The sequence below is a fragment of the Oceaniferula spumae genome (assembly GCF_042849255.1).
Taxonomy (GTDB): Bacteria; Verrucomicrobiota; Verrucomicrobiia; order Verrucomicrobiales; family Akkermansiaceae; genus Oceaniferula; species Oceaniferula spumae.
This window is the reverse complement of sequence record NZ_AP026866.1, coordinates 3,021,670-3,047,962: the sequence shown is the minus strand read 5'-3', so window position 1 is coordinate 3,047,962 and position 26,293 is coordinate 3,021,670. Positions and strand designations below refer to the sequence as shown.

Sequence of the window (26,293 nt, the reverse complement as noted above, 5' to 3'; positions counted from 1 at the left end):
TCTTTCGGTTAGCGAATGTGCAAAGCCTGCACCATGCCCACCACCATTCAGCTCATCCATAATGATTGCCTCGAGGGCATGACTCGGATGCCGAGCGGTGAAACCGATCTAGTGGTTACCTCTCCACCGTATAATCTTGGTATCGACTATAATACTTACCAAGACACCAAGGATAGGAACTCTTTCATCACCTGGTGTCTGGAATGGGCTGCGGAGGTAAAAAGAGTGATGGCTGTCGACGCTTCCTTTTTTCTCAATGTGGGAGCGGCTCCGAAGAATCCACTGTTGCCACATCAACTGCTACTCGCTTTGACCGATGGGGATAATCCCCTTTTTATCCTACAGAACACCTTTCACTGGGTGAAATCCATCAGTGTCGAAACTCGCGGCGGAGAAACCATCAGCGCGGGTCATTTCAAACCGATCAATAGCCAACGTTACGTCAACGACTGCCACGAATACGTTTTCCATCTGAGCAAAACCGGCACTGTTCAGCTCGATCGCCGTGGCGCCGGTGTTCCCTACGCGGATAAATCCAACATCAACCGATGGGGCCATACTGGTGGTGAGGACAAGCGCTGCCGTGGAAACACCTGGTTCATTCCCTACGACACGATTCAGAGCCGCGCCAAGGAGCGCCCTCATCCGGCTACTTTCCCTGTCGGCCTCGTCCAGCAGTGTATTCGACTTCATGGCAAGGGCGAGACTACCAATATGTTAGACCCCTTCAACGGCATCGGCACCTCGGCTGTGGCAGCGCTCCGTTCTAACATCTCCTCCTACATGGGTTTCGATATCGATGAGGACTATCTCGAAGTCACCAAGGAGAGACTCCTCGTGGAAAAAGAAGATCTTTCCGAGCACTCCTAACAAAACAACAATCCACCATCGACAACTCCACTGTCAACCTCCCAAAGCTCGCATTAGCGCCCATGCAGGACGTGACTGATCTGCCATTCATGCGCGTGATGCAGCGCTTCGGCGGACCGGACATTTACGTGACTGAGTATTTCCGCGTACATGCCGCCTACAATCTGGAGAAACACATCCTCCGGAGTATTACCGAGAGCCATACGGGTCGGCCTGTCTTTGCCCAGATGATTGGTCAGGATATTGACTCGTTAGTCCGCTGCGCCAAGGAGCTGTTAGCCTACCCGGTAGCAGGCGTCGATCTCAACCTCGGCTGCCCTGCGCCTGTCGTTTGTCGCAAAGATGCGGGCGGTGGTTTACTGAGGAAAACCGACCATCTCCGTGATATGTTAGGCGCTTTGCGTGAAGCCATCTCTGGGAAATTCACCGTCAAAACCAGAGTCGGCTATCACACGCACGAGGAGTTTGACGAGCTGCTGGAAATTTTCAAATGCTACGGCATCGACACCCTGACCATCCACGGCAGAACGGTGCTGGAACGATATCGAACCCCGATTCATACCGACTGCATCCAGCGTGCAGTCGAGCAGATGGACTGTCCGGTCATCGCAAATGGAAACGTGGTGGATGTCGAGACAGGCACCGGCCTGATAGAGCGCACCGGTGCTGCGGGACTCATGATTGGTCGCGGTGCGATACGCAATCCCTGGATCTTCGATCAGCTGCGTGCGGCGTGGACCGGCGAGGAGCCGAAAACCATCACCAAGCACGACTTGTTAGAATACATCATGGATCTCTATCAGGAGCTCGCCGCCTATCAACAACGGTCAGGCCAAGGAAGTTTCGAGGAGCGCAAGCATGTTAACCGAATGAAGAAATACATGGTCTACATCGCACAAGGGCTTGATGAGGATTTCGAATTCAAGATACGCCGTGCCACCACCGAGGATGAGTTCCAAGGTATTTGCCGTGATTTTCTCAACCCTCATGACCCGCTACCTGTGCGCCCACCCCTCGAATCCAAGCTGTTCTGTGGATTCGATGCATTGCGCAGAGACAGTTAACGTGTTATCCCTCTCTCTGTGCCAGAGATACCTGAAGACAAAGCCCGCGACGAACCACTGATCAGTGTTCGTGGCCTGCACCGGTATTTTGGAGAAAAACATGTTCTCAAGGGAGCCGACCTCGATGTCTACCCTGGTGAGACCCTCTGCATGCTCGGCACCTCCGGCGGAGGCAAGAGCGTGATGGTCAAGCACATGCTCGGCCTCATGCAGCCTGACGAGGGCAGTGTGAAGATCGACGGCATCGAAATTTCCCACATGAGTGAGCGCGAGCTCGGCCCGGTTCGCAAGAAGGTGGGGATGATGTTTCAAAACGGAGCCCTTTTCGACTCCATGAATGTCGCCCAGAACATCGCGTTTCCTCTGCGTGAAGCCGGAATCAAAGATCTCAAGCAAATCAACCATCGCGTGGCGGAGGTTCTTGAAATCGTTCGTCTGCCCGGGCAGGAAGAAACCATGCCCTCCGATCTGTCAGGTGGAATGAGAAAACGGGTGGCATTGGCTCGAGCTATTGTCGATCGCCCGGCTTGCGTCTGTTATGATGAACCTCACGCCGGCCTCGATCCCGTCACTGCCGACTCCATTGACCGATTGATCAAACGCCTGCAGCATGAACATGGGATCACCAACATCGTGATCACCCACGAACTGCGCAGCGTTTTCCGGATCGCCGACCGGATTGTTTTCATGAAAGACGGCGAGGTTTACTGGCAGGGCACACCGGTCGAGATGAAAACGAGCGAGGATGCGGTACTGGTGCAATTCCTCTCAGGAATCGACAACTCTGGCAAAAAGTGGGCCAGCGACACGGCACACTAATTTTCTGACACGGGTCCTCACCACGATTGTCTCTTGCATCCAACAACAATCCAAGGGAAACTACCACCATGCCCGCACGGGAAAAACGACGCGAAACCACGGCCGGACTTTTTGTTCTGATTGGCCTGCTGCTGCTTGGTGTCTTGATCGTTCAGTTCGGGCGCTTCGGTGACAGGTTCACCGATCACTATCCGCTCTACATCGAATTTCCAGACACTGCGGGCATTATCAAAGGAAGTGATGTCAGATTACGCGGTGCCAAAGTCGGCCGGGTAGCCACCACTCCTGAGCTTGTCACCGGAGTGGCAACCAGCTCGGTGAAGATGGAAATGCGCATCCGTGACGATGTCAAAATCCCTCGCAACTCGACTTTCCAGGTCGGCTCCTCCGGCCTTCTCGGGGACAAATTCATCGATGTCACACCGCCGGAGAACGAGAGCGGTGAATTTTTCCAATCGGGCGAAACCATCATGGGCGCAGGGGCAGGAGGCTTTGATGCCATCAAGTCGGACGCCGAAAACATCGCTAAAGACGCCAGTCAGATGATCAAGGACGCCAAGGAGACCTTCAAAAAAATCGATGAGGCTCTGGTTGAAATCAAAACCGTGGGCGAAAACCTCAACGTCACCATGGAAAAGGTGAACACGAAATTCCTCTCAGATGAAAACCTCGACCACCTGAGCAAAGCCATCGCCAACCTCGACGAAGCCAGCAAGGACATCAGCGTGGCCTCTAAGGAATTGAACCCTACGATTACCGAAGCCAAAAAAACCTTCACCAGCCTGCGCAAGGCCGCCGACACGGCTGACAATCTGTTTGTCGATGCCCAGAAGGAGATAAAAAATATCGAACCCGCCCTGCGCGGACTGCCCAAGGCCGTGCAAAGCATCAGCCGCGCCGCCGGCAAAGCTGAGGAAACCATGGACGCCCTCCAGAATAAAAACGGCCTGGTCGGAGCCATGGCCTACGATAAAGAAACCGGCTCCAACGCCAAAGATTTCGTCCGTAACCTCAAGCGCTACGGCATTCTCCGCTACCGTGATGATTCCACCAAGGAGGAACGCGATCCGCGCAATAAATTCCGCGGCAGCAGACGTTAGACGCTGGACATTCTGCACCAGTCACTTGTAAGCAGTGCGCGCGCACTCGCAACCCACTCAGACCCACATGGAAAAAGACCCTCAAGAACCCCGCATCTACCTGCTGCCTAATCTCATGACAGCGGGTAACCTGTGCTGTGGATTTTTCGCCGTGCTTACCATTTTCAAGGGCATCAACGAGGCTGATTTCGCCGCCGCTTATCCATTTTATGAAAAAGCGATTTTGCTGATCTTCGGATCCTGCCTGTTTGATCTTCTGGACGGTCGCCTCGCACGCATGGGCGGTCAGGAGTCTCCATTCGGGCAAGAGTTTGACTCCATTGCTGATGTGGTTTCTTTCGGCATGGCACCCGCCCTGTTAGTCTCGAAAGCGGTTCTGTTCAACCTTCCCAGTAGGATTGGTTGGGCGATTGCCTTTATCTATCTGCTCTGTGGCGCCATGCGCTTGGCGCGCTTCAACTGCTTGGCGAACATGCCCAAGAAAGAAGGCGACTCCAATGACTTCCGCGGCATCCCCATCCCGATGGCGGCCGGCTTCATCGCCTCCATTACTTTCCTACTGATCTACTTCAGTAAAAACGACCGCGGCAGCGATCTCGGCTACTGGAACTACGTGCTCGGTGCTGCCATGCTCGGACTTTCCGCCCTGATGATCAGCAACGTCAATTATCCCAGCTTCAAAAAAATCGACCTGCAGACCAAGGGCACGCTCTGGGGCATCATCGGTGGTGCCATCATCATCGTGCTTCTGCTCAACGAGCAAACCCGCTGGTATACCCCCACGGTGATCTTCTCAGTCTATCTCATCTACGGCCTTGCCCGTCCGCTGATTTCCAAAAATTGGCGACGCAGCATCGAGCACGGGCTGGACAGTGAGGACTCGAATTGATCCAGAAATCCATTCGGTTAGGCCATTTTTTCATGGTCACTCCGCCTCGCTGAGTTTGCTGTCAATACAGGCTTTCAATCAACGTCTGGCAGTGGAGCCTACTCATTCGAATGGGGGCAAACACGAGCTTCATCAGATGACCGATGATGAAGGAACTCCATCTCAAAATGTGTATTTTTATCCTACTCCAACATCATGAGGCGCGGTCATATCCCAAGTGGACAAGGTTTCCGCTCAGGCTAACTGGTTGACTTGATATATTCTGATCCTAGAGTGCGTATGTTTGTTGCCGACCGACACGATCCTCCATCCCTTTTTATCCATGAGCCCCCTCTCTACCCTCCGCACGGCCATCCCCATTGTTTTACTTCTCGCCCTCTGTCAGCTGTCCCAAGCTCGCCACATCACCAGGGTGATCATAGATGCCGGCCATGGCGGAAAGGACAAGGGCTCGCATCGTGGCAGTGTGTATGAGAAAACGCTCGCTCTATCTGTCGCAAAAAAAACCGAGGCCCTGCTGAAGAAAAAGGGCATGGCCGTGACGATGACTCGCCGCAGCGATGTGTTTGTTTCCCTTACCAATCGCGCTGCCATTGCCAATCGCTATAAGAACTGCGTTTTTGTTAGTATTCATTTCAATGCCCACAGGAGTACGGTCTACCACGGTGTGGAAACTTATTATTACGGCACCGAGGGCAGCAAGCTGGCCGCCCACATCCACTTGCGGATGCTCAGTCGCTTGAAAATGCGCAACCGTGATACACGACAGCGCAAGGATCTCGCCGTGCTACGCCGCACGAACTGCCCTGCCGTGCTCATCGAATGCGGATACATCAGTAACTCGGTGGAACGCAAACGCTGCATGAGCTCCAGCTACCAAAACAACTGTGCCCAAGCTATCGCCGATGGCATTCTTGCTTATAAAAACTTCGGTAAATAAACCGGAGCCTAACACAATCTATGAAAACCATAACACTGATACTCGCCCTTACCTTCGCCAGCCTTCTCAGCGCTTTTGCCGATCACCACGGGGAAAAGAAAGCCAATTTCCGCCACGTTGTCTGTTTCAAGTTCAAGGCAGATGCCACGCCCGAGCAGATCAAGGCGATCGAAAAAGCTTTTGGAGAACTTCCCTCGAAGATCGACACGATCAAAGGCTACGAGTGGGGCACCAGTGTCGGCGACAAAGAAAAGGCCAAGGGATTTACCCACTGCTTCGTGGTCACCTTCGCGGACAAAGCCGGTCTGGATGTCTACATTCCTCATGCAGCCCACCAAGCCTTCGTCAAACAGCTCAAACCATTGTTAGACGACGTCTTTGTGTTCGACTTCGTCGCACAATAGCCAGCCTTCCCCAACGGGGAATTTCATATCAGCCCACGGAGAATCCGTGGGTTAATTGGGTCGATCACCTTCTCTGGCTGAAGGCCAGTTTCATAAGCTCGGCTATAAATCTGGCCTTCAGCCAGAAACTCTTACTAGGCAATTCGACCTGGGGATTCTCCCCAGGCTGATATGAGGTTCCCCGTTGGGGAACACTTTGCTGACTGATGGGCGATCCTGTTTTTTATTTTAGAACTCCCTGCTTTTTCATCCATTGCAAGCAAAGATCAGGCCAAGTCTTGGCTTCTGGGCTTCCTCGCTTGGTAGCCATGCCGAAGCCGTGACCACCGGTCTCAAAGACATGCGTTTCCACGGAGGCTCCAAGCTCCTTGAGCTTGGTATTTAACAAAGCACTGCTTGGGTAATAGGGATCATTTTTCGCCACCGCGATGAATACCGGTTGGCTGTCCTTGGTGAAGTTCAACTCCGGAGCTAGCTCGGTGTTGCTTTTTCCTTTTTGCAAGTAAGCGGGGTAAATCAGGATGCCGAAGTCGGGTCTGCTACTGACACTTTTGTATTTTTCCTCATCCGGATAATCGCGCCTGGGGTCACCCATCAGCGTGGCCGCCAAATGACCTCCTGCGGAGAAACCCATGACGCCTATTTTTTCCGGATCGATCCCCCAGGCCTTGGCATTGAAACGGATCATTGTCATCGCACGCTGGGCGTCTTGCAGAGGGGCCTCGTGTTTTTCCTGATTTTTTCTCCGTGGCACACGATATTTCAGCAGCACTCCGGTTATGCCGTTATCACTCAGCCAGCGGCAGAGTTCGGTTCCTTCGTGATCGATCGCGAGAATGTTGTAACCTCCGCCCGGGCAGACCAACACGGCGGCACCGGTCGCCTTTTCCTTTTTCGCATGGTATACCTCCAGTGTCGGTTGCGTGACTTCGCTGATGCGTTTGATTCCATCGCCCTTTTTGACCACCTTTTCATCACGCGCCGCTTTTTCTCCCGGAGCTAAACCAGGCCACAGCTTCACTGGCTCGGCCGTCAACGCACTGATCATAATAAGGTAAAAGGTAAGGATCTTCATGGACGACATTGCAGCATCTCCGGCAGCAGGTGTCACGCGACAAGAATTACTTGCTTTCGCCCCTCTATTTAATATTGTTCTTTTGAACAGTTTTAAAGATGGATCTCAGTGCCTTATTTGTTGATTTTGATGCCTACTTCGCTTCAGCGGAGCAGCACATGCAGCCATTTCTCCGTGGAAAGCCCGTAGGTGTGGCTCCTGTGATGGCGGAAAGCTCCTGCTGCATCGCCGCCAGTTATGAAGCCAAGGCGCATGGGATCAAAACTGGCACCCGTGTCAGCGATGCACGAAAGCTCTGCCCCGGCATTCATATTGTCGAGGCGCAACCAGCCCGTTACGTCGAACTCCATCACCGATTGGTCGCCGCCGTAGAGAGTTGCATCCATGTCGAGGCCGTGCTCTCGATTGATGAAATGTGGTGCTGGCTGCCTTATAATCTGCGAGAAACAGAGACCACTGTGCAGATTGCCCACAATATCAAGGCGGCCATCCACGAACAGGTAGGCCCATGGATCAACAGCTCCATCGGTATCGCACCCAACAGATGGCTCGCCAAGATGGCATCCAAAATGCGCAAACCAAATGGACTGTTAGTCATCCAAGCCTGTGACCTACCGGAAATTCTCCACGAACTGGAACTCCGCGATATGCACGGCGTGGGACGTGCCATGGAACTGCGCCTACACGCCCACGGCATCCATGATGTTAGATCGCTCTGCCTGGCTGGTCGGCGGAAACTTCACACCGCGTGGGGCAGCATCGAGGGAGATCGGCTCTGGCTTCAGCTCCGCGGTCACGAGGTGCCAGACGTCGAGACCGAGCGACACAGCGTCGGCCACAGTCACGTGCTGGCACCCGAAAAGCGTCCACCTGCAGAAGCCCACGCCGTGCTACACAAGCTCACCCAGAAGGCAGGGCAGCGGCTTCGGCATCACGGTATGCTGGCGTGCAGTTTTTCCGTTTCCCTGCGTTACCTACGCGGAGGCCACTGGGCTGAGGAAATCAGAATCGAAGCCACCGATGACGCTCTGACGCTGGCTCGTTGTGCCAGTCGACTGTGGAAAATGAGACCCCACCAAGCCGAGCCGATGTTAAAGATCTCCATGGTCTTAGGCCGCTTGATTCATGCCGGAAATTACACACCTTCCCTCTTCACCCAGCTGGTGCAGGAGAATATGGCGCTGGAGGAAGAGCCAGCGGAGAAGGACGATGCCAGACGCCACGCCGTCACCGAAGCGATGGATAAAATCACCAGCAAATTTGGGCGACAGTCCGTCTACCTCGGCGGAGCTCACGGAGCCATGGAAGCTGCACCAATGCGTATTTCCTTCGGCCATATTCCGGATCTCGATGTCGAGGCGGATTAAAAGTCACCTACTCCACCCGCTCCTGCCGCAACGCCCGGATCAAACTCCACGCCATCAGCAAAAGCACCGCGGCAAATGGTAATCCGGTGACAATCGCCGCCGTCTGCAAGGCATTCAGGCCTCCCGAGAGCAGCAATACCGCTGCCACTCCACCCTCTAACAACGCCCAGAAAACCTTCTGCACCACCGGCGGCTTAGGATGCCCGCCGGCCGTAATGGTATCGATCACTAACGATCCGGAATCCGAGCTGGTGACGAAAAAGATCACGATCACCAGCATCGCAACCACACTTGTCAGCACCGACAGAGGAAAGTGCCCCAGCAGAGCAAACAAGGCCGTGCTGACATCTTTTTTCACCGCTGCACCGATTTCCCCATGCCCGAACATGTCTAAAAACAAAGCCGTATCACCGAACACCGTCATCCAAACAAAGGTAATCAACACCGGCACAAACAGCACCCCCAGAGCAAACTCCCGCATGGTGCGGCCATAAGAAATGCGGGCAATAAACATCCCTACAAAAGGGCTCCACGAGATCCACCAGGCCCAGTAAAAAATCGTCCAGCCGTTCTGCCAGCCAGCTTTCCCCTGCTCAGCCGCGGCATAGGCTTCGGTCCAGAATGACATCCGCACCAGATTTGCCAAATATCCACCCACATTCTGAACAAAGGCGTCCAATAGTCGGATGGAGTCTCCTAACAAAAACACGCCTGTTAGAAGCAACCCAGCCACCACCAAGTTCGCCACCGAGAGATACTTGATCCCTTTCGTCAAACCACTCACCACCGATACGGTAGCAATCGCCGTAATCACTCCGATGAGTAGAATCTGCACCCAGGTTCCGCTCAGCCCGAGACTTGTTCCCTCACCAGTTTCACCCGCCCCAGCCACCACGCTGGGTGCCAGATAGCTCAGCCCCGCGTTGACCTGCTGCACCCCGAGCCCCAGTGACGTGGCTACGCCGAAAAGAGTTCCCAGCACAGCCAGCACATCGATGGCATTGCCCCACGGCCCCCGCACCCGCTCGCCTAACAGGGGATAAAATGTCGACCGGATCGTCAGTGGCAGTCCCTTGTTGTAGGAAAAATAAGCGATCGCCGCTCCGATGACCGCGAACACTCCCCAGGCGTGCAACCCCCAGTGGAAAAAAGTCATGCGCATCGCCGCCTTGGCAGCCTCCTTGGAGCCAGCCGCTTCGCCACCCACCGGACTTTGGAAATGCATCATCGGCTCTGCCACCGACCAAAAAACCAGACCGATCCCCATGCCCGCGGAAAACAGCATCGCCAACCAACTGAACGTAGAAAACTTCGGCTTCGCGCCCATGCCACCCAACCTGACACGCCCCAGTTTTGAAAAACCTAACACCAAGGTGACCACCAACAGCACATTCACCGTCAACACGAAGAACCAACCAAACGAGTCACACATCCAGTTCTTCAACCTCCCCGCCCCCTCAGCAGCCACACCCGGCTCAGACACCGCCCACCACGCACCGGCCACGGTGAAAAGCAACACCAAGATCGCCGACACAGGGAACACCACCGGATGAAATTCAAACCGCCCACACTTCACATAATCAGCCCCCACATCAGGCAGCAACTTTTCATCATCCTCGTCTGGCATGTAACCAGCCAAACAAATAACCCCTCCGGCACCAAAGAAATAATTTTTCATCTGCGAGAGACCGGCTAATCTCACGTATCTATTTATTGCCATGCCTGAAAATCAAAACATCCAACGCCGCGATTTCATCAAACGCTCTGCCGCTTTCGGTATTCTGACCATCCTTCCGAGCGGAATCTACGCGCAGCAGGGCAAGCGAGTCTCACCTAACGGAAAAATTCAGGTCGCTTGTGTCGGCGTCGGTGGTCGTGGCCGAGCAGTCATGAACAGCTGCAAGAGCGAACAAATCGTCGCCCTCTGTGATGTCGATCTGCGCCGCGCCCAAGCATCATTCAAACAACACTCACAGGTGCCCCATTTCACCAGCCACACAGAGATGTTAGAAAAGATGGGTGACAAGATCGATGCGGTCACCGTCGCCAGCCCAGATCACGCGCACTACGCCGCTGCCATCGAGGCAGTCAAACTGGGCAAACACGTTTACGTGGAGAAACCACTCTGCCAAACCGTCGCCGATACCCGCGCACTTCAGGCGGCGGCCAAAAAAGCCGGAGTCAAAACCCAGATGGGCAACCAGGGGCATTCCAAAGACAGCATCCGCCAGCTCAAGGAATGGGTCGACGCCGGCTTGCTCGGCGATGTGAAGGAAATCCACACTTGGACCAACCGACCCCACGGCTGGTGGAAACAAGGCATGAAGGAATTACCGGAGACGAAAAACGTGCCTAAAGAGCTCGACTGGAATCTGTGGAAATCAGGAGTCGGTCCGGACATCGGCTACAATGAAGCCTACCTCCCGTTCCTGTGGCGTGGCTGGACCATGTGGGGCTGCGGCAGTCTCGGCGACATGGGTTGCCACATTCTTGACCCGGCCTACTACGCCTTGGAACTTGGCGCACCGGACTGGGTGGAAGCCACGGCCGAGGGGGGCACGGACGTCGCATTTCCAGATCGCTCCGAAGTGACCTTCCATTTCCCCGCACGCAATGGCAAAGCCACAGTCACGGTGAAATGGTGGGATGGCGGCGGCAAGAGCGTTCCTCCCACTCCCGAGGTGTTAGGAGATACCAAACTCGCCTTTGGAAACAACAGCGGCGGCGCTTTGTATTTCGGCGACAAGGAATTTGTCATGTCCGATAGCCATGCAGCCAAAATCGCCTGTATTTCCGAAGGAAAAGTCAAACCTCTGAACGCTGAGAAAAAATACCGCCGAGTGAAGGGGCAAGACCACACCAAGGATTGGTTCGCCGCGATTCGTGGTGACATCAACCAAGCATCCTCCCATTTCGACTACTCCGCCGGACTAACAGAAATGGTTCTGCTAGGAGTCATCGCCCAGCGCCTGCCCGGCAAACGCCTGAACTGGAACGGCAAGACCGGCCAATTCACCAACTCCGACCTCGGAAACAAAATGCTCTCATCAGCCATCATCTAACAAATTCATGAAACACTTACTCCTCCTCGCACTCGCACTGCCTCTATCCGCTCAAGACAAGGCCACCGAACCCAAACCTCTGTCCATCTTCGACGGTAAAACACTCTCAGGTTGGAACGTTCACTGCCTACCAAAAGACCAAGGGAAAAAATACTGGAGCGTTCACAACGGCGCCATCCAGTGCGACTCCCGCAGCGATGGCAAACACAACTACGTCTGGCTGATCCATGAAAAAGAGTTCGCCGACTTCGAACTGCGTCTGAAGCTGCAATGCTTCGAAGCCAAAAAAGGAAACTCCGGTATCCAAATCCGCTCGCGCTGGAATCCGGACGATGGCCAAGGCTGGCTCAACGGCCCGCAGATCGACATCCATCCGCCGGCACCCTGGCGCACTGGCTTTATTTACGATGAAACCAGAGGTGTGCAGCACTGGATCTCCCCGGTCCGTCCCAGCCACCAGCTTTCGGAAAAACAGGCATTCCCTAATGGCCGACCCGACGGCTGGAAATTCCACTATGCCACCGAGGAGAAAGATGTGTGGAATGATCTGAAAATCCGTTGCATTGGCACCCAGATCACCACCTGGCTCAATGGCGTGCAGATCACAGACTTCGATGGCAGCAAGGTGCTCACCGACGAGCATCACCAGAAAGCCAATGTCGGCATGAAGGGCCACATCGCACTGCAACTCCACTCCCGCGATCAGATACTGATCCGTTTCAAAGACATCACCGTGTTGCCCTATTCAAAAAGCAACGACTAAAGACCCTGCATGATGAGCTAGCTTGTGTAAGAAGCCCTCGTCTGGAAACGTTTCTACTTGGATGCCATTTCGCCCCGTCACGCCCTCATTGGCCGCTGCCGTATTTTCCTGCCTGTTTTCACAGGTCGGGGCGGAGCCGTATTTCCCTAGCGATGCGGTGCCGGTACTGCGCAAGTATTGTTATGAGTGCCATGGCGAGGAGAAACAGGAAGCCGGCATCACTTTTCACAATCTGCTGACCATCGATCAGGCGCTCCGGTCCCACAAGCTGCTGGAAAAAATCTCCGCCCAGGTGGTGGATGATGACATGCCTCCATTCGAGGCCGACCATTTCCCCAGCACCAAGGAGAAGCTGCTGCTGCAACAAAGCATCAGCCACTTGCTGAAACTCATCGAGTCCGGAGACCTGCCGAAGAACGCCGGCCGGGTGACCATTCGTCGGCTCAATCGGAACGAGTATAACTACACGGTGCGCGATCTCTTCGGCGTGGATTTTTTGCCCGGTAAAAACTTTCCAGCCGATGCCTCTGGCGGCGAGGGCTTCGATAACACGGCGGACACACTCTTCGTCCCCCCGGTGCTGATGGAAAGTTACCTCAAGGCAGCCGGCAAGGTGATCGAGGCTGTTTACAAGAGCGATAAACTCCGCAAGAAGGTGATCTTTGTCAGCGCCGAGGAGCAGAAAAAAGATCCACGCAAGGCCGCACGCTCGGTGCTGAACTACCACGCCTCGCTGGCCTTTCGCCGGCGCGTCGATGACTCTGACCTCAAGCCACTGTTAGACGCTTTCGAGGAGCGCTTGAAAAAGGGCACCTCGTTCGAGAACTCATTGCGCACGCCGCTGACATCGTTGTTAGTCAATCCCAAGTTCCTTTTCCGCATCCAGCATGATGAGAAAGACAAAAAGGAATGGGCACTGACCGACTTCGAACTCGCCACCCGACTCTCCTATTTCCTCTGGTCATCCATGCCTGATCCAGAGCTGTTCAAACTCGCCGACGAGGGAAAACTGCGCGATCCCAAGGTGCTGCGTCAGCAAATTCATCGCATGCTGGCCTCGAAAAAATCCGTCGCCATGGCCCGCCACTTCGCCGGACAATGGATCGGTTTCGACGACCTCATCGATCGCGCCGAGCCGGATAAAAAGCGCTTCCCTCGCTTCACCCAGTCGCTGCGGGCATCGATGTATTATGAATCGGTTGCGTTCTTCAATCACCTCGTGCGCCAGAACCGGCCGATCACCGAACTGATTCATGCCGACTACGCCTTTCTAAACGCCGAGCTTGCCCAGCACTACGGCATCCCAGGCGTCACGGGAGCCCGGGTGAAGAAAGTGGCCATCACAGACCAGAACCGTGGAGGTGTCATCGGCATGGGCAGCGTGCTGGTTTCCACCTCGCTGCCGCTCCGCACCAGTCCGGTGAAACGCGGTAAGTGGATTCTGGAAACCATGCTCGGCATCACGCCTCCGCCACCGCCGCCTGACGCTGGCGAACTACCGGCGGACGACAAATCATCCGAGGGCCTCAGTTTCCGCAAACAGCTGGAAATCCACCGTAGCAAGGCGAAGTGCGCCGGCTGCCATGCGCAGATCGATCCGCTGGGCTTCGGTCTGGAGAACTACGATCCCATTGGCCGCTGGCGTTCCACAGGGGTGAACGGCAAGGCCGTCGACTCCGAAGCCGAGCTGCCGGACGGAACCAAATTCTCCACCCCTGCCGAGCTGAAAACCATCCTCATGAAGGACAAGGACAAGATCGCTCGCAACCTCTGCCTGAAAATGCTAGCCTACGCGCTAGGTCGTCCACTCGAATATTACGATGAACCCGTTGTCAGTGATCTGTTGAAAAAGCTGAAAGCCGACAACTATCGGATGCAAACTCTGATCATCGCCATCGCCGAATCCCATCCGTTCCAACACCGCAGTTCATCTCGTTAGAAAATAAAACATCATGGCCAACATCCAACGCAACAACTGGCAAATTCCACGCCGCACCATGCTCAAGGGCATCGGCGCCACCATGGCACTGCCATTCCTCGAAGCCATGGCACCACTCTGCGCCGCCAGCGAAGGCAGCGCAACTCCCGTGCGCATGGCCTGCCTGTTCATGGCCAACGGTGTTAGGCCCGACAAATGGACTCCCACCGGATCCAAGAACAACCCAACACTCTCACCCATCCTCAGCCCTCTGGAATCATTAAAGGATGACATCCTCGTGCTCAGCGGACTTTCTAACAAAGCCTCGTTCACCGGTGATGGTCACTATGTAAAAACCGCCGGTTGGTTGACGGGAACCACCATCACCAAGACCACTGGTTCTGACATCAATGCCAATGGTGTTTCCATCGATCAGATTGCCGCCCGCAGCATTGGGCGCGACACAAAGCTGCCCTCGCTCGAACTCGGCTGCGAGCGCACCGCCAATGGCGTGGACACCAATGTCAACTACACCCGCCTCTACGCTTCCCACATTGCCTGGAAAGCTCCTACCGCTCCCCTACCATGTGAAATCAACCCGCGTGTGGCGTTTGATCGCCTCTTCAGATCGCGTTCTAAAATGGACAACATGCGCGCCAGTGAGGAAAAGTCCGTGCTGGATCTGGTTAACGAGGATGCCAAGAAATTACAAAAGCAACTCGGTGAACACGACAAACAGAAGATCGATGAATATCTGCAAAGTGTCCGTGAAGTAGAACGCCGCATCGAACACGAGGCCAATGAACTCCGTGCCGGAAATAACCTACCTGAGGATGTGCTCAAGCGCATGCAGGAGATCGACCAGCGGATTTCCAAAACCATGGGCAAGGCCACCCGCGAAGAAGAACTGCACTCGATGCCACGCTTCAATCACACCGATCATGTTAGACTGATGATGGACCTGATGGTACTCGCCTTCTGGGCGGACGCCACCCGCGTCTCCACCTTCATGTTCGGCAATGCCGTCAGTGGTAAAAACTTCTCCTTCCTTGACGGTGTCAGCGGTGGCCACCACCAGCTTTCCCACCATAAGAAAAACGAGAAACAGCTCGATCAATATCAGCGCATCAACACCTGGCACGTGGAACAATACGGCTACCTGTTAGACCAGATGAAAAAAATCAAAGAAGGTAACGGAACACTGTTAGACAACTCCATGGTCTTGTTCGGCTCCGGCATCCGCGATGGCAACGCCCACAGTCCTCATGACATTCCTACCGTCGTCGCAGGCAAGGCCGGCGGCACTCTGAAAACAGGCCGCCATCTCGCTCACAAAAAAGGAACCCCACTCTGCGGTCTCTACCACGGCATGCTCAAACGCGTCGGCGCCCCAGTGAAACAAATCGGCGATGCGACCAGCGAACTGCCTGGCTTGGGGTAGCCTATTGTCGCTGGCACCTACAGACACTCGGACAGAAAAAACCGCAGCATTTATGAAAAAAAGCTGCGGTTGAGGTGAAGACTTGGTAGCCGCGATAACTTAACGACGGCGGCGAAGGATGAACCCCAGACCTGCCAAACCAAGCAAAGCCGCTGAGGAGGGCTCCGGTATTGCCACAATCTGGAATCCACTCAAGGTGGCACGACCACCGGTGGATACTCCCGTAATTGTAAACGAGCTGCCGGTAAGACCGGAGTAAAACGCATAGTTTGCATCGTTGGTAGCAGTCCCTGAGGTGGTGCCGGTGGCTTGAATCCAATTCATCATTCCATCGTTATCAGGATCGGAACCAAACGCGGCAGTGCTATTACTCCTGTCGTTAGTCCAATACGTTTCGGAGAATGTACCATCGGTAACGTTGTGACCATAAACACGATTTTGGTCTCCGATGTCAAAATACAGATAGACGTTGTAACCCAGAGTTGTGAAATCGGCACCCAGACCGTTGACGGTAATCGTTTCACCTGGAACAGCGGCCCCGTAGTTAAGATAAGATTGCATCAATCCTGCCTCTCCAAACAACCCACGGTTGGGGTTTGAGGTCACATTGGCAAAGTTCGCGAAACCTCCTCCGCCGCCATTCGCGATGGTAGTATTTAAGGTGGCAGCATTTCCGCCTACATTGTCGGTCAGCATAGTGCCGTCAAATGTGGGTGTAACTCCCCCAGTGCCACTGGTTCTGAGTTCGATGTGATTCCAGTTAGCGCCCCCGACAGATCTAAAAATGGTGGCTGTTTCATCAGCATCTACCGAGTTGTTATCGTTGGTACTGATTGCAAAGTTAACGCTCACAGATGTTGCATGCGCAGTTGACAGTGTCGCAAAGACCGACAGGCCAAGCAGGGGTTTTAGGGATTTCATTAGGCTGTGTGTTGGATTAGATTGAACCTGTGTGTAACGCTACTCCTGCATCGAACTAGTATCAACCATAATCCACACAGCTCTAGTCTAGGCGCTTACATAGCTACTTCTTGGCTTTCTTCTCAGTTCCCAATTTCCAGATGGGGCTTGGGCTGTGTTCTTTTTTCATGATCTCCTCCATGCGTTTGACCAGTTCCGGATGCTCGGTAGCGAGGTCGTTTTGCTCTTCGCGATCTTTGGCTAGATCATAGAGCTCGATCTTCCCAGCCCAGCCACCTTTTCGATAAGCTTTCCAGTCGCCCATGCGGACCGATTGCTGTTTCCCGCCCTCGTAGAACTCGAAGTAGATATACTCCCGCTTCGCCTGCTTTTCTGGCTTACCTTGCAAGGTCGGCAGGATGGAAATGCCGTCCATTTCCTTGGTCTTGGTCTTTCCACCGGCGTCGGCCAGGGTGGGCATGACATCGCGTTGGGTGGTCTGCACATCAGTGGTGGTGCCCGGTTTGATGGTGTCGGGCCAGTAGGCGATCAGTGGCACGCGGATGCCGCCCTCGTAGAGTGAGCGCTTCATCATGCGGAAGGGACCGTTGCCATCGAAGGTCTTGGTGCGCTTGTAGTAGCTGTCCTCATCACCATTGTCGGAGGTCCAGATGATGATGGTGTCTTTTTCCAATCCGAGATCCTTCACCGCCTTGCGAATGCGGCCGACGTTACGATCGTGACGAGTCATCAGCGCACAGTAAACCTGCTCGTAAATGGTTAGATTTTCCATCTTATCGTAACCTTCCAAGCTGGGAACGCGCATGCCGCCCGGAGGGCCTCCGTGGGGCACGGTGCTGGCGAAGTAGATGAAGAAGGGTTTCTTTTTATTCGCCGACATGAATTCGATGATTTTGTCCGTGTAGAGATCCTCGATGAAGGTGCCCTTGCCCTCACCCACGACACCAGAGCCGATGGGTTTTTCCCTGAGCGAAGTGCCCTTGAGCACCGCCTTGGTATTTTTGGGTAACGGGATCCGTTTGCCATTTTCATAGATGTAGTTGGCATAAAAATCGCGGCAGTCGACATGGCCGAGAAAACCCAGCCAATAGTCCCAGCCACAGCCGGTGATCTCCTCAGGAGTTGAATGTCCTCCCGGGCTAAGTTTGCCAAATCCGGCGGTCGTGTAGCCTGCCTGACGAGCGACCTCGCCTAACAGTGGATACTTCGGTGGCCAGAGATCCTTGGACATGGACTTCCGGTTAGCCCGCCAAACGGCATTGCCAGGGTGCTTGCCACTGATGAGTGAACAGCGCGAAGGACCGCAAACGGCATTCCCTGCATAGGCATTGGTGAACTGCATGCCGTCCGCCTTGAGCCGATCGAGGTTCGGCGTTTTGATGATTTTCTGACTGGCCGCATCCATCTTGTAGGCCGGCACCTTGCCGATGCCCCAGTCGTCCGTATTGATGTAAATGATGTTAGGCTGTCTGGCGCTCAGCAGGCTCGGCGCAGCGATCACCAACAGCCCGGTCATGGCGGTAAGTTTGTTTAGAAATTGCATACTGGTAACTAAACGTGATGGATGGTCCAAACCATACGAAAATTTCACAGTGGGCGGGGTTTCATTTTACCCCATGCTTATTTGATCGCTACCTACCTTGTTCCCATCTAAGCTCCGCCCCATGGCAGAAATTGGCGAGCGCGCACGGCTGAAGGTTCTTCGAGAAAGCAGCCCCGGACTATTTATCGATTCCGAAGGAGTGAATGGCGAAGTGCTGCTGCCACGCAATGAAACCATCGGCGAGGTGAGACTCGGCGACACCGTGGATGTTTTTCTCTACTGCGACTCCGAAGACCGGCCGATCGCCACCATGAAAACCCCGCTCGCCATGCCAGGCGAATTTGCCACCCTGCGCTGCGTCAACGTCACCCCTGTGGGTTCATTCCTCGACTGGGGACTGGCCAAGGATCTGTTAGTCCCCTTCCGTGAGCAGCTGAACCGGCTCGATGTCGGGCAGTCGTATGCTGTGTATGTTTATGTGGATGAAAAGAGCGGCCGCATTGTCGCCAGTCGTCGCATCGGCCGATTTCTCAGTAAGGAACGACCGGACTACCAGGTGGGTCAGGAGGTCGACCTGAGGATTTATGGCAAAACCGATCTCGGTTACAAAGCCATCATTAATGACGAATACTCAGGAGTGCTTTTTGCCAACCAGGTTTTCCAAGAACTCCAGTCCGGCGAACAGACCAAAGGCTACATCACCGGCATCCGCAGCGATGGCAAAGTGGATCTTTCGCTTCATAAATCCGGCCAAGCCAAAATCGACGACCTCGAAGGCCGTATCAAAGAAGAGCTCGACGCCCGCGGCGGCTACTGGGAACTCTGCGACGCCAGCCCCGCAGAAGACATCTACGAGGAACTCGGCGTCAGCAAAAAAGCCTTCAAAAGAGCCACCGGTGCCCTGTTTCGCAAACGCCTGATCACCATCGGCAAGGACGGGATTCGGAGCACGACATAGCCATCAAGTCGCTGACAACGAATATTGTTAGTAATACTAACACCAAATCCGCCATATACCCTGTGAGTCATGAGTGATCTGAACATCGAGTATTTGCAATTGGTGACCCGCCATCAAGCGGCCATCTACGGCTATATTCGTAGTATTGCCCCGGGGATCGATACTGAGGATGTGCTCCAGGAGACCAACATCATCCTGTGGGATAAGGCCGACCAGTTTGAGCCGAGCACCAATTTCAAGGCATTTGCCTTCCGCATCGCCCACCTCAAGACGCTCGAGTGCCTTCGCCAGAAAAAGCGCGAACACTGGCTCCAGTTTGACACTGATCTCTTGGAGGCCGTAGCTCGCTTCCAGACCAATGATTTAGATCAGGGTCCTGGCCGCCAACACGCGCTGCGCCATTGCCTGGCCCAGCTACCGGACGATGACCGCGAGCTCATTCACGCACGCTACACCAAGCAACAAACCGTCCGCTCCATGGCCAAAAACATGAACCGGACAGAGGGCTCGCTACAGCAGCTTTTTTTCCGCCTCCGTAATTCGCTCAAGACCTGCATTGAGCGCGAACTCTTAAAAGAAGGAGAAGCAACGACATGACCTTGGAAACCATGGAACTGATCGACTCCTTGCTCGAGGGCGAGGCAGGATCAATGACTGAGCAATCGTTTGCCCAGTTACAAGATGTGCTGCGTTCAGATCCCAAGGCACTTGCCTATTATTGCGAGCAGGCGGAAATCCACGGTCGCCTCGCATGGGAGCTGGGTGATCCTGAAAATCAATACGCATCGGTCAACGTACCGAATATCAGCACGCCGACCGTGCAAAAACGGAAACCTCTCATTCACTCTCCAGTGCTATGGGCTGGGGTGGCTGCTTGTCTTGCGGTAGCCCTCATCTTCACACTTCGGCAGGGACTCGAGAATACGCCGGAATCCCTGACATCGACGACAATCCCCACCGAGGATAAATCCGCAGGTGCTCAGATCAAAAACAGCCCGGTCGCAAGAATCACCAACACGCGCGAGGCAGTCTGGACTAACGCGCCACACCAAAGCGGCGACTGGCTCAGCCCCGGTATCGTTAAGCTGCATTCCGGCTCAGCAGAAATCATTTTTGATTCCGGTGCGCAGATCATATTGCAGGGGCCTGCCGAGTTAAAACTCATCACCCCGCACCATGCTGATTTACTGATCGGAAAAGCCACGGTGAAAATCCCATCCCAAGCGGCAGGTTTCAAGCTGGATACTCCGTCATCGATTTTCTCCGATCAAAACAGCCACTTTAGTATTGCGGTGGATAGCGACAAATCATCAGAGATTCACGTCATCAAGGGTCTCGTTGAAGCGACACCCAAGACCAACTCGGAGCTCACTCGGGTCCTCAGCCGTCAGGAATCAGCCCGTATCACCAACTCCACCATCCTGGCCGACAATCGTATCAAGTACTCCGCTGATTCGTTTGATCAGGCACTGCCAAGGCCCTCCTTGCCGACGTCGCACTATCTGCATTGGTCGATCGACGGAGAGGATCAGGGGAAACTCGCTGAAACCGGAAATCACGAAAACACGAAATTCCCAGCCACCATCTTGGCCCGCCCGGGAACTTCCACACACGCCAGCGCAGATTTCATCACTGGCAAATTCGGTCAAGCCATCCAGCTCAACGGTCGTGGCGCGTTCTTGTCATCCCCTTTCCCTGGAGTAGCTGGTTCTTCCGCACGCACAGTCTGCTTCTGGGTTCGCATCGCACCCGGCACACACAACCGCCATGCCTACTCAATGATCGCCTGGGGAACACCTCAAACCCAAAAAGGTGAAAAATGGCAGGTCGGCTGGCATCGCCAAGGCAGCGTGACCGGCACCGCCGGAGCCGTTCGCACTGAATTTGGTGGCGGTTACATCGTTGGCTCCACGGACCTGAGGGACGGTCGCTGGCATCACATCGCCGTAGTATATTCCGGGGGGAAATCCTCGGAAGTCGTCGAGCACATTCGCCAGTATGTTGATGGCCGACTGGAGAAAGTCAGCGCCTCGCAAGCGGTCTCCATTAACACCGTGCTCACCACAAAGTCGGCGCGTCCCACATACATCGGAAGAAGGCTTGAGGATGACTACCCTGAATTCAGCTTCAAAGGAGCAATGGATGAAATCTACATTTTTCCTACTGCGCTGACCCCCGGCCAAATCGAAGAGCTTTATCTCAACAACCGTGCCCCGGGAGAAACGACTGAAGCAGCTAAATAAAAAAATTGTGTAATACTTTCTCAAAAAACGACATTTGCTACGCATCACGTACATATCCATTTCAACAATGAAACCACATACATTCCTGAGCCTGCCTATCCTAGCCATGGCCATGACTGCAACAAGCCAGGCAGCGATCGTATTAGCCACTGATTTTACCGGCGTAGATCGCACCACCACTCCGACGGCGACCAATATCACTTGGAGCCCTCAGCTAAACCTCACCATTGACACCCCTGATCTTACCATCATCAGTGAGTATGGTACTGGCTCTCCTGCAATCCGCACTGACAACAATGCCAACCGCATTGGTGTTAACTACAATGTTGAGACAGGTGGAGGACGGTCTTGGAGCACCTTTTTCACCATCACAACTACCACTGTCCTAGATCTGACCAGCTTCAATGTCGCCTACCACGCGATCAGTGGCGGTGGTGATGACCAAGTCAGTGCTACCAAAAATGGTGACTTCACATTTACCCTCTACAGTGGTGCGGGCACCGGTGGCGCACAGTTATTCACGGAGACAAAGGATAACCTTGCAGAAACCAGCCCCGCATTAGGTGCTGTGGCAGATTATGATCTGAGTGGTCTATCCAATCTGAGTGCCGGAACCTACACCATCAAACTTCAAGTCGAAGCCGGTAGCGAAGCTCTTGGTAACAACTGGGCCATGGATAATATTGAACTCAATGCCGATGCCGTTCCCGAGCCTTCATCCACAGCCCTTCTCGGTCTCGGTGGAATCGCTCTCATCTTGCGCCGTCGCAAGTAATAGTCCACCTATCAAACATTATGCCCAAAGCATCACTGCTCAGCTTCGGTATATTCGCGGCAGCTACATTAAGCAGCCAGGCGGTTATCGTCTGGACTGGAGCCTCTGACTCAAATCCTTTCAATGACGCGAACTGGGATTTTAGCGGTTCTTCCGTCAGTAATATCACACCCAACGGCCTTATTCTTGACGATCTAACTGTCAGCAATGTCGGCTTTGCCGCCTCTGGTAATGCAGGCGTTGGTTTTAGCGATTTTGCCCTTGGTGATGGTTTTTCACTGACCATTACCGGCACAAGTTTCGATCTCACCGGAACAGATGGATTTGCCGGGAGTGGGAATGATGCCAACACCGAAATCATCAACCTCATCGATTCGACATCGTCGATACAGTATATTTCACAAGGGATCATACTGAACGTCGATGGCACGAGCAGCCTCACAGTTCGTGGTGGCGGCGACGGGATCAACTCCCAAATCGCTGATACGAGAATTAACCTATCAACCGGAGGCACGCTCACAATGTCCAGTGCAGCCGAGCTCGACGAACAAATTGGCGAGGGTGATATTTTCGTTAACGGTACACAGGTCACTCTTGGCAACAAAGCAACTCTTCTCAGCGGAACTGGTGCCACCGTGACCGGTATTCCAGAACCATCCTCCACAGCCCTTCTCGGTCTCGGTGGAGTCGCTCTCATCTTGCGCCGTCGCAAGTAACATCTCTCATTCACACACACATCAAAACGCCCGCTGGAATCATTTCCAACGGGCGTTTTTTGACTCACCAACCTACCACATAATTGATTGGCGATACATGCCATCTACGACTACTCTAATACATTTCCTCCCATGAACCATCTTACCAAAATCATCACCTGCTTAGCCTGCGCCGTGTTCCCGCTCCATGCGGCACCAAACATCATCTTCTTCTTTGTCGATGACCTCGGCTACGGGGATATCGGCTGTTTTTGGCAGGATGCAAAAACCGGCACCCAGAAATTTGATACCCCGCATATCGACACCATGGCTGCCGAGGGAGCCAAGCTGACACACCACTATATTTCGGCCTCCGTTTGCGCACCGTCACGCGCATCGCTGATGCAAGGCCGGCACCAAGGTCATAGCGATGTCCGCAACAGCCAGTTCGATAAGGCCTTACCTAACAACCACACCATGTCTGACATGCTAAAGCGCGCCGGATATCGTACCATCCACGTTGGAAAAGCTGGGCTCGCAGGCGGTAAAGTAGGTGGCCTAGCAGGAACAGGTTCCCAAAACCTCGCGGCACACCCCTTAGATCGCGGATTCGATGAGTTTTTCGGCTACTTGTTCCACTCCGATGGCCACGAACATTTCCCAAGTAACGGCACCACCAATAAGTCGGCTCACATTTACAACGGCTATCAGCAAATCACCAACGCCTCAGTGGATCTCTACACTACGGATGCATGGACGGCTTACGCAAAAAACGCTATTATCACCGAGCATAACGATGGAGATGACCAGCCGTTTTTCCTCTATCTGGCCTACGATACCCCCCACTTTAAAATGCAGCGTCCAGCCGTCGCTTATCCAACAGGCGGAGGTCTCACCGGGGGCATCCAATGGACCACTGCTACCGATGGCGCCGGAAACATACGCTACGCGTCCACAGCAGATGGCACCGGCACGGTCGATGGTTATAACCACCCTGACAACAATACATCATGGCCGACCTCAAACCAGCAGCACGTAGGCATGATCCGTCGGTTGGACAACTCCATCGGTGATATCATGAAGCTCCTGAAAGACCTCGGCATCGATGATAACACCATCTGCATTTTCTCTTCCGATAATGGCCCTCACAACGAAGGCAATAACCCCCGCTACTTTGAAAGTTATGCCAATATGGAGGGTGTCAAACGCGACATGTGGGAGGCTGGCATTCGCGTTCCAACCGTCGTCCGCTGGCCCACCCACATCACCGGAGCCACTGGAAATCCCGGCAACATCCACGAGATCAGCTATCCATCGGCAATCTGGGATTGGATGCCCACCTTCGCGGAATTGGCCGATATCCCGGCACCAGCATGGTGTGATGGTGTCTCGCTGGTTCCTACCCTCACCGGCACTGGCACCCAGCGCGATAAAGGCTATCTCTATTTCGAGTTCAACGCCAGCGGCAGCACTCCCAATTGGTCTGAGTTTCCCAACCACAGAGGAGAAACCAAAGGCCAGATGCAATGTCTCCGTATCGGTGATCATATGGGCATCCGCACTGGTATCTCCAGCGCTACAGACGATTTTCAAATCTATAACTCCGTTCTGGATCCGGGCCAAGCGACCAATCTCGCCGCCTCTATGCCAGCATTGCAGACGCAAATGAAAAACCTAGCCCTGCAAGCCCGCCGCCCCGCTGGGCACGCAGTACGCCCATACGATTCGGCCAACCTGGCTCCTGTCTCCGTAACCACCGTGCAGGGACTGGAATACTCCACCTACGAAGGCGACTGGACCTACGTTCCTGAATTCCGAGATATGCCCCCCGTCAGCAACGGCAATACCACAAACTTGAATTTATCTGTTAGATCGCGAAATATCGACTGCGGAATTCTGTTCACCGGATATGTCCAGATCCCCACAGCTGGCTCCTACACCTTCTATCTCAGCTCAGATGACGGCGCTAACATGTTCGTCCATGACGCCCACGTCATTGATGACGACTTCAACCACAACGGCAGTGAGCAATCAGGTAGCGTTAATCTGGGGGCAGGCATGCATCCCATCAGGATTTACTACCGTCACGGTGCTACAGGAACCCATGCCTTGAATGTTTCTTGGCAAGGCCCATCCATCAGCAAGCAGTCCATCCCCGATACCGCGTTTTTCCGTTTCGGCACCCCGCCACCAGAACCCGTAGCTAATCCAGATAACGCCAGCACCTCCGGCACCACTCCCATCAGCATTCCGGTGCTGGGCAATGATTCCGACGATGGCGCCCCCGCCGCTCTCAGTATCCAATCAATCACCCAGCCAGGGTTCGGCACCGCCAACATCAGCGGATCTAATATCACCTACACTGCCGATGCCGGAAAATTCGGAACCGATCAGTTTAGTTACACCATAACGGACGGCCAATTCACCGCCACTGCCACAGTCACCGTGGACGTTCAGGTTCCCAGCCAGTCATCCGTCTTGCTTCACACAGACTTCACGGGCTTTTCAACGTCCGGGACAACCCTTTCAGGCTTCTCCTGGTCATCGGATGAAGGGGAACAAGACAATGCCAGTACCAGTCTTCTTCTTGCCGGTAGCGCCAGTGGTTTCCTAACAACTAATCCCGCCGCCGCAGGCTCCGGGCCAGCAGTTGGCGTCGCAGGTAACGTCGAGACCATCGGTCCATGGAACACCAGCTTCACCTTCACACCCACCCAGGAATACGATCTGAGCAGCTTCGAGGTCAGCTCATACTCCATCAACAGCGGTGGCAATCATCAAGGTGCCAGCCACTCTGTGAACTGGGCTCTTGAAATCTCCTCCGCAGGTTCATACTTCAATGGCAACACCACAGAGATCGAACCCGGTGGGAATGCCCCCCAGCTCTTTACCATTGAAACCAATGGCACCCGGTTGAACGCCGATACCACCTACACATTCAAACTGACAGTCAGCAGCACCGCCAATGCCGGTAATAACATCGCCCTCGATAGCCTGACCCTCAGACAATCTCCCTTTCCACAAACCCCTCGTGCTACATGGTACTACACCCATTTCGGCATCCCATCTCCAACTTCGGCCCAGTGGCAGGCTGATACAGATAACGACGGGTCAAACCAGCTCGCGGAATACGCTTTCGGTGGAAATCCGCACGTCTCAGACGCCAGCGCAGTCACCCCCACCGCTAACTACAATGACACCAGTGACAAACTCAACGTCACCTTCACACGCAGAAAAGCAGGGTCACACGATCTCACATACAGCGTGCAAGTTTCAGATGATCTCAGCACCTGGACCCTTCCTTCCACAGAAATCTCAGCCATTTCCCACCCTATCTTGGGCTCAGATTTCGAACAGGTGGTGGTAGAAACCGATGGCAGCTCTCCAGCTTCAGTCAGGCGCTTTATTCGAATCAAAGCGGAATAAAATGTCTCTTCACAACTCTT

Annotated in this window: 22 protein-coding genes; 18 read left to right on the top strand and 4 right to left on the bottom strand. The window is 54.1% G+C overall.

The window, feature by feature from the left end:
* Positions 1-33: 33 nt before the first annotated feature.
* The 7 genes from ACSPJT_RS12870 (at position 34) to ACSPJT_RS12840 (ending at position 6,086) form a co-directional block, all read left to right on the top strand.
* Positions 34-870, top strand: a complete 837-nt coding sequence (locus tag ACSPJT_RS12870) for a DNA-methyltransferase (protein WP_435892963.1) — start codon at positions 34-36, stop codon at positions 868-870.
* 62 nt (positions 871-932) lie between these two features.
* Positions 933-1,934, top strand: coding sequence for a tRNA dihydrouridine synthase (locus tag ACSPJT_RS12865; RefSeq protein WP_435892962.1), 1,002 nt, complete (start codon positions 933-935; stop codon positions 1,932-1,934).
* An 18-nt stretch (positions 1,935-1,952) separates the two neighbouring features.
* Positions 1,953-2,753 (top strand): ABC transporter ATP-binding protein, encoded by an 801-nt coding sequence (locus ACSPJT_RS12860; RefSeq protein ID WP_435892961.1) that lies wholly within the window; start codon positions 1,953-1,955, stop codon positions 2,751-2,753.
* 68 nt (positions 2,754-2,821) lie between these two features.
* Positions 2,822-3,853, top strand: coding sequence for an MlaD family protein (locus ACSPJT_RS12855; RefSeq protein ID WP_435892960.1), 1,032 nt, complete (start codon positions 2,822-2,824; stop codon positions 3,851-3,853).
* A gap of 67 nt (positions 3,854-3,920) precedes the next feature.
* The gene (gene pssA, locus ACSPJT_RS12850; RefSeq protein ID WP_435892959.1) at positions 3,921-4,742 is read left to right on the top strand and encodes a CDP-diacylglycerol--serine O-phosphatidyltransferase; all 822 of its coding nucleotides are present in this window, start codon (positions 3,921-3,923) and stop codon (positions 4,740-4,742) included.
* A gap of 322 nt (positions 4,743-5,064) precedes the next feature.
* Positions 5,065-5,682, top strand: a complete 618-nt coding sequence (locus tag ACSPJT_RS12845; protein ID WP_435892958.1) for an N-acetylmuramoyl-L-alanine amidase family protein — start codon at positions 5,065-5,067, stop codon at positions 5,680-5,682.
* Between the two features lie 20 nt (positions 5,683-5,702).
* A complete protein-coding gene (locus ACSPJT_RS12840) occupies positions 5,703-6,086 on the top strand; it encodes a Dabb family protein (RefSeq protein ID WP_435892957.1) in 384 nt (127 codons plus the stop codon).
* 223 nt (positions 6,087-6,309) lie between these two features.
* Here the strand turns inward: ACSPJT_RS12840 and ACSPJT_RS12835 are convergent, their stop codons facing one another.
* The gene (locus tag ACSPJT_RS12835) at positions 6,310-7,161 is read right to left on the bottom strand and encodes an alpha/beta hydrolase (RefSeq protein WP_435892956.1); all 852 of its coding nucleotides are present in this window, start codon (positions 7,159-7,161) and stop codon (positions 6,310-6,312) included.
* Positions 7,162-7,259: 98 nt separating this feature from the next.
* On the opposite strand from ACSPJT_RS12835, the gene ACSPJT_RS12830 reads away from it, so the two are divergent.
* Positions 7,260-8,528, top strand: a complete 1,269-nt coding sequence (locus ACSPJT_RS12830) for a DNA polymerase Y family protein (RefSeq protein ID WP_435892955.1) — start codon at positions 7,260-7,262, stop codon at positions 8,526-8,528.
* 7 nt (positions 8,529-8,535) lie between these two features.
* Here the strand turns inward: ACSPJT_RS12830 and ACSPJT_RS12825 are convergent, their stop codons facing one another.
* Positions 8,536-10,248: a BCCT family transporter gene (locus ACSPJT_RS12825; RefSeq protein WP_435892954.1), complete on the bottom strand. Its 1,713-nt coding sequence runs from the start codon at positions 10,246-10,248 to the stop codon at positions 8,536-8,538.
* Here ACSPJT_RS12825 and ACSPJT_RS12820 point away from each other — a divergent pair.
* The 4 genes from ACSPJT_RS12820 (at position 10,247) to ACSPJT_RS12805 (ending at position 15,712) form a co-directional block, all read left to right on the top strand.
* On the top strand, positions 10,247-11,590 hold the full coding sequence (locus ACSPJT_RS12820; protein WP_435892953.1) for a Gfo/Idh/MocA family protein: 1,344 nt from the start codon (positions 10,247-10,249) through the stop codon (positions 11,588-11,590). The two genes, ACSPJT_RS12825 and ACSPJT_RS12820, sit on opposite strands and share 2 nt — an antisense overlap.
* 7 nt (positions 11,591-11,597) lie before the next feature.
* Complete coding sequence (locus tag ACSPJT_RS12815) at positions 11,598-12,353, top strand: 3-keto-disaccharide hydrolase (RefSeq protein ID WP_435892952.1); 756 nt, start codon at positions 11,598-11,600, stop codon at positions 12,351-12,353.
* A gap of 61 nt (positions 12,354-12,414) precedes the next feature.
* A complete protein-coding gene (locus ACSPJT_RS12810; protein WP_435892951.1) occupies positions 12,415-14,292 on the top strand; it encodes a DUF1592 domain-containing protein in 1,878 nt (625 codons plus the stop codon).
* 13 nt (positions 14,293-14,305) lie between these two features.
* Positions 14,306-15,712, top strand: a complete 1,407-nt coding sequence (locus ACSPJT_RS12805; RefSeq protein WP_435892950.1) for a DUF1552 domain-containing protein — start codon at positions 14,306-14,308, stop codon at positions 15,710-15,712.
* A 99-nt stretch (positions 15,713-15,811) separates the two neighbouring features.
* Here the strand turns inward: ACSPJT_RS12805 and ACSPJT_RS12800 are convergent, their stop codons facing one another.
* Positions 15,812-16,564, bottom strand: a complete 753-nt coding sequence (locus tag ACSPJT_RS12800; protein ID WP_435892949.1) for a PEP-CTERM sorting domain-containing protein — start codon at positions 16,562-16,564, stop codon at positions 15,812-15,814.
* 172 nt (positions 16,565-16,736) lie between these two features.
* Positions 16,737-18,176: an arylsulfatase gene (locus ACSPJT_RS12795; protein ID WP_435892948.1), complete on the bottom strand. Its 1,440-nt coding sequence runs from the start codon at positions 18,174-18,176 to the stop codon at positions 16,737-16,739.
* Positions 18,177-18,297: 121 nt separating this feature from the next.
* Here ACSPJT_RS12795 and ACSPJT_RS12790 point away from each other — a divergent pair, with 121 nt between their 5' ends.
* The 6 genes from ACSPJT_RS12790 (at position 18,298) to ACSPJT_RS12765 (ending at position 26,273) form a co-directional block, all read left to right on the top strand.
* Positions 18,298-19,134, top strand: a complete 837-nt coding sequence (locus tag ACSPJT_RS12790) for a CvfB family protein (RefSeq protein ID WP_435892947.1) — start codon at positions 18,298-18,300, stop codon at positions 19,132-19,134.
* 69 nt (positions 19,135-19,203) lie between these two features.
* The gene (locus ACSPJT_RS12785; protein WP_435892946.1) at positions 19,204-19,731 is read left to right on the top strand and encodes a sigma-70 family RNA polymerase sigma factor; all 528 of its coding nucleotides are present in this window, start codon (positions 19,204-19,206) and stop codon (positions 19,729-19,731) included.
* The gene (locus ACSPJT_RS12780; RefSeq protein WP_435892945.1) at positions 19,728-21,377 is read left to right on the top strand and encodes a LamG domain-containing protein; all 1,650 of its coding nucleotides are present in this window, start codon (positions 19,728-19,730) and stop codon (positions 21,375-21,377) included. Before ACSPJT_RS12785 ends, ACSPJT_RS12780 begins: the two co-directional genes overlap by 4 nt.
* A gap of 67 nt (positions 21,378-21,444) precedes the next feature.
* Positions 21,445-22,152, top strand: coding sequence for a PEP-CTERM sorting domain-containing protein (locus ACSPJT_RS12775; protein WP_435892944.1), 708 nt, complete (start codon positions 21,445-21,447; stop codon positions 22,150-22,152).
* 20 nt (positions 22,153-22,172) lie between these two features.
* Entirely contained in the window at positions 22,173-22,868 is a 696-nt protein-coding gene (locus ACSPJT_RS12770) for a PEP-CTERM sorting domain-containing protein (protein WP_435892943.1), read from the top strand.
* A gap of 132 nt (positions 22,869-23,000) precedes the next feature.
* Positions 23,001-26,273, top strand: a complete 3,273-nt coding sequence (locus ACSPJT_RS12765; RefSeq protein ID WP_435892942.1) for a sulfatase-like hydrolase/transferase — start codon at positions 23,001-23,003, stop codon at positions 26,271-26,273.
* Positions 26,274-26,293 lie beyond the last annotated feature (20 nt).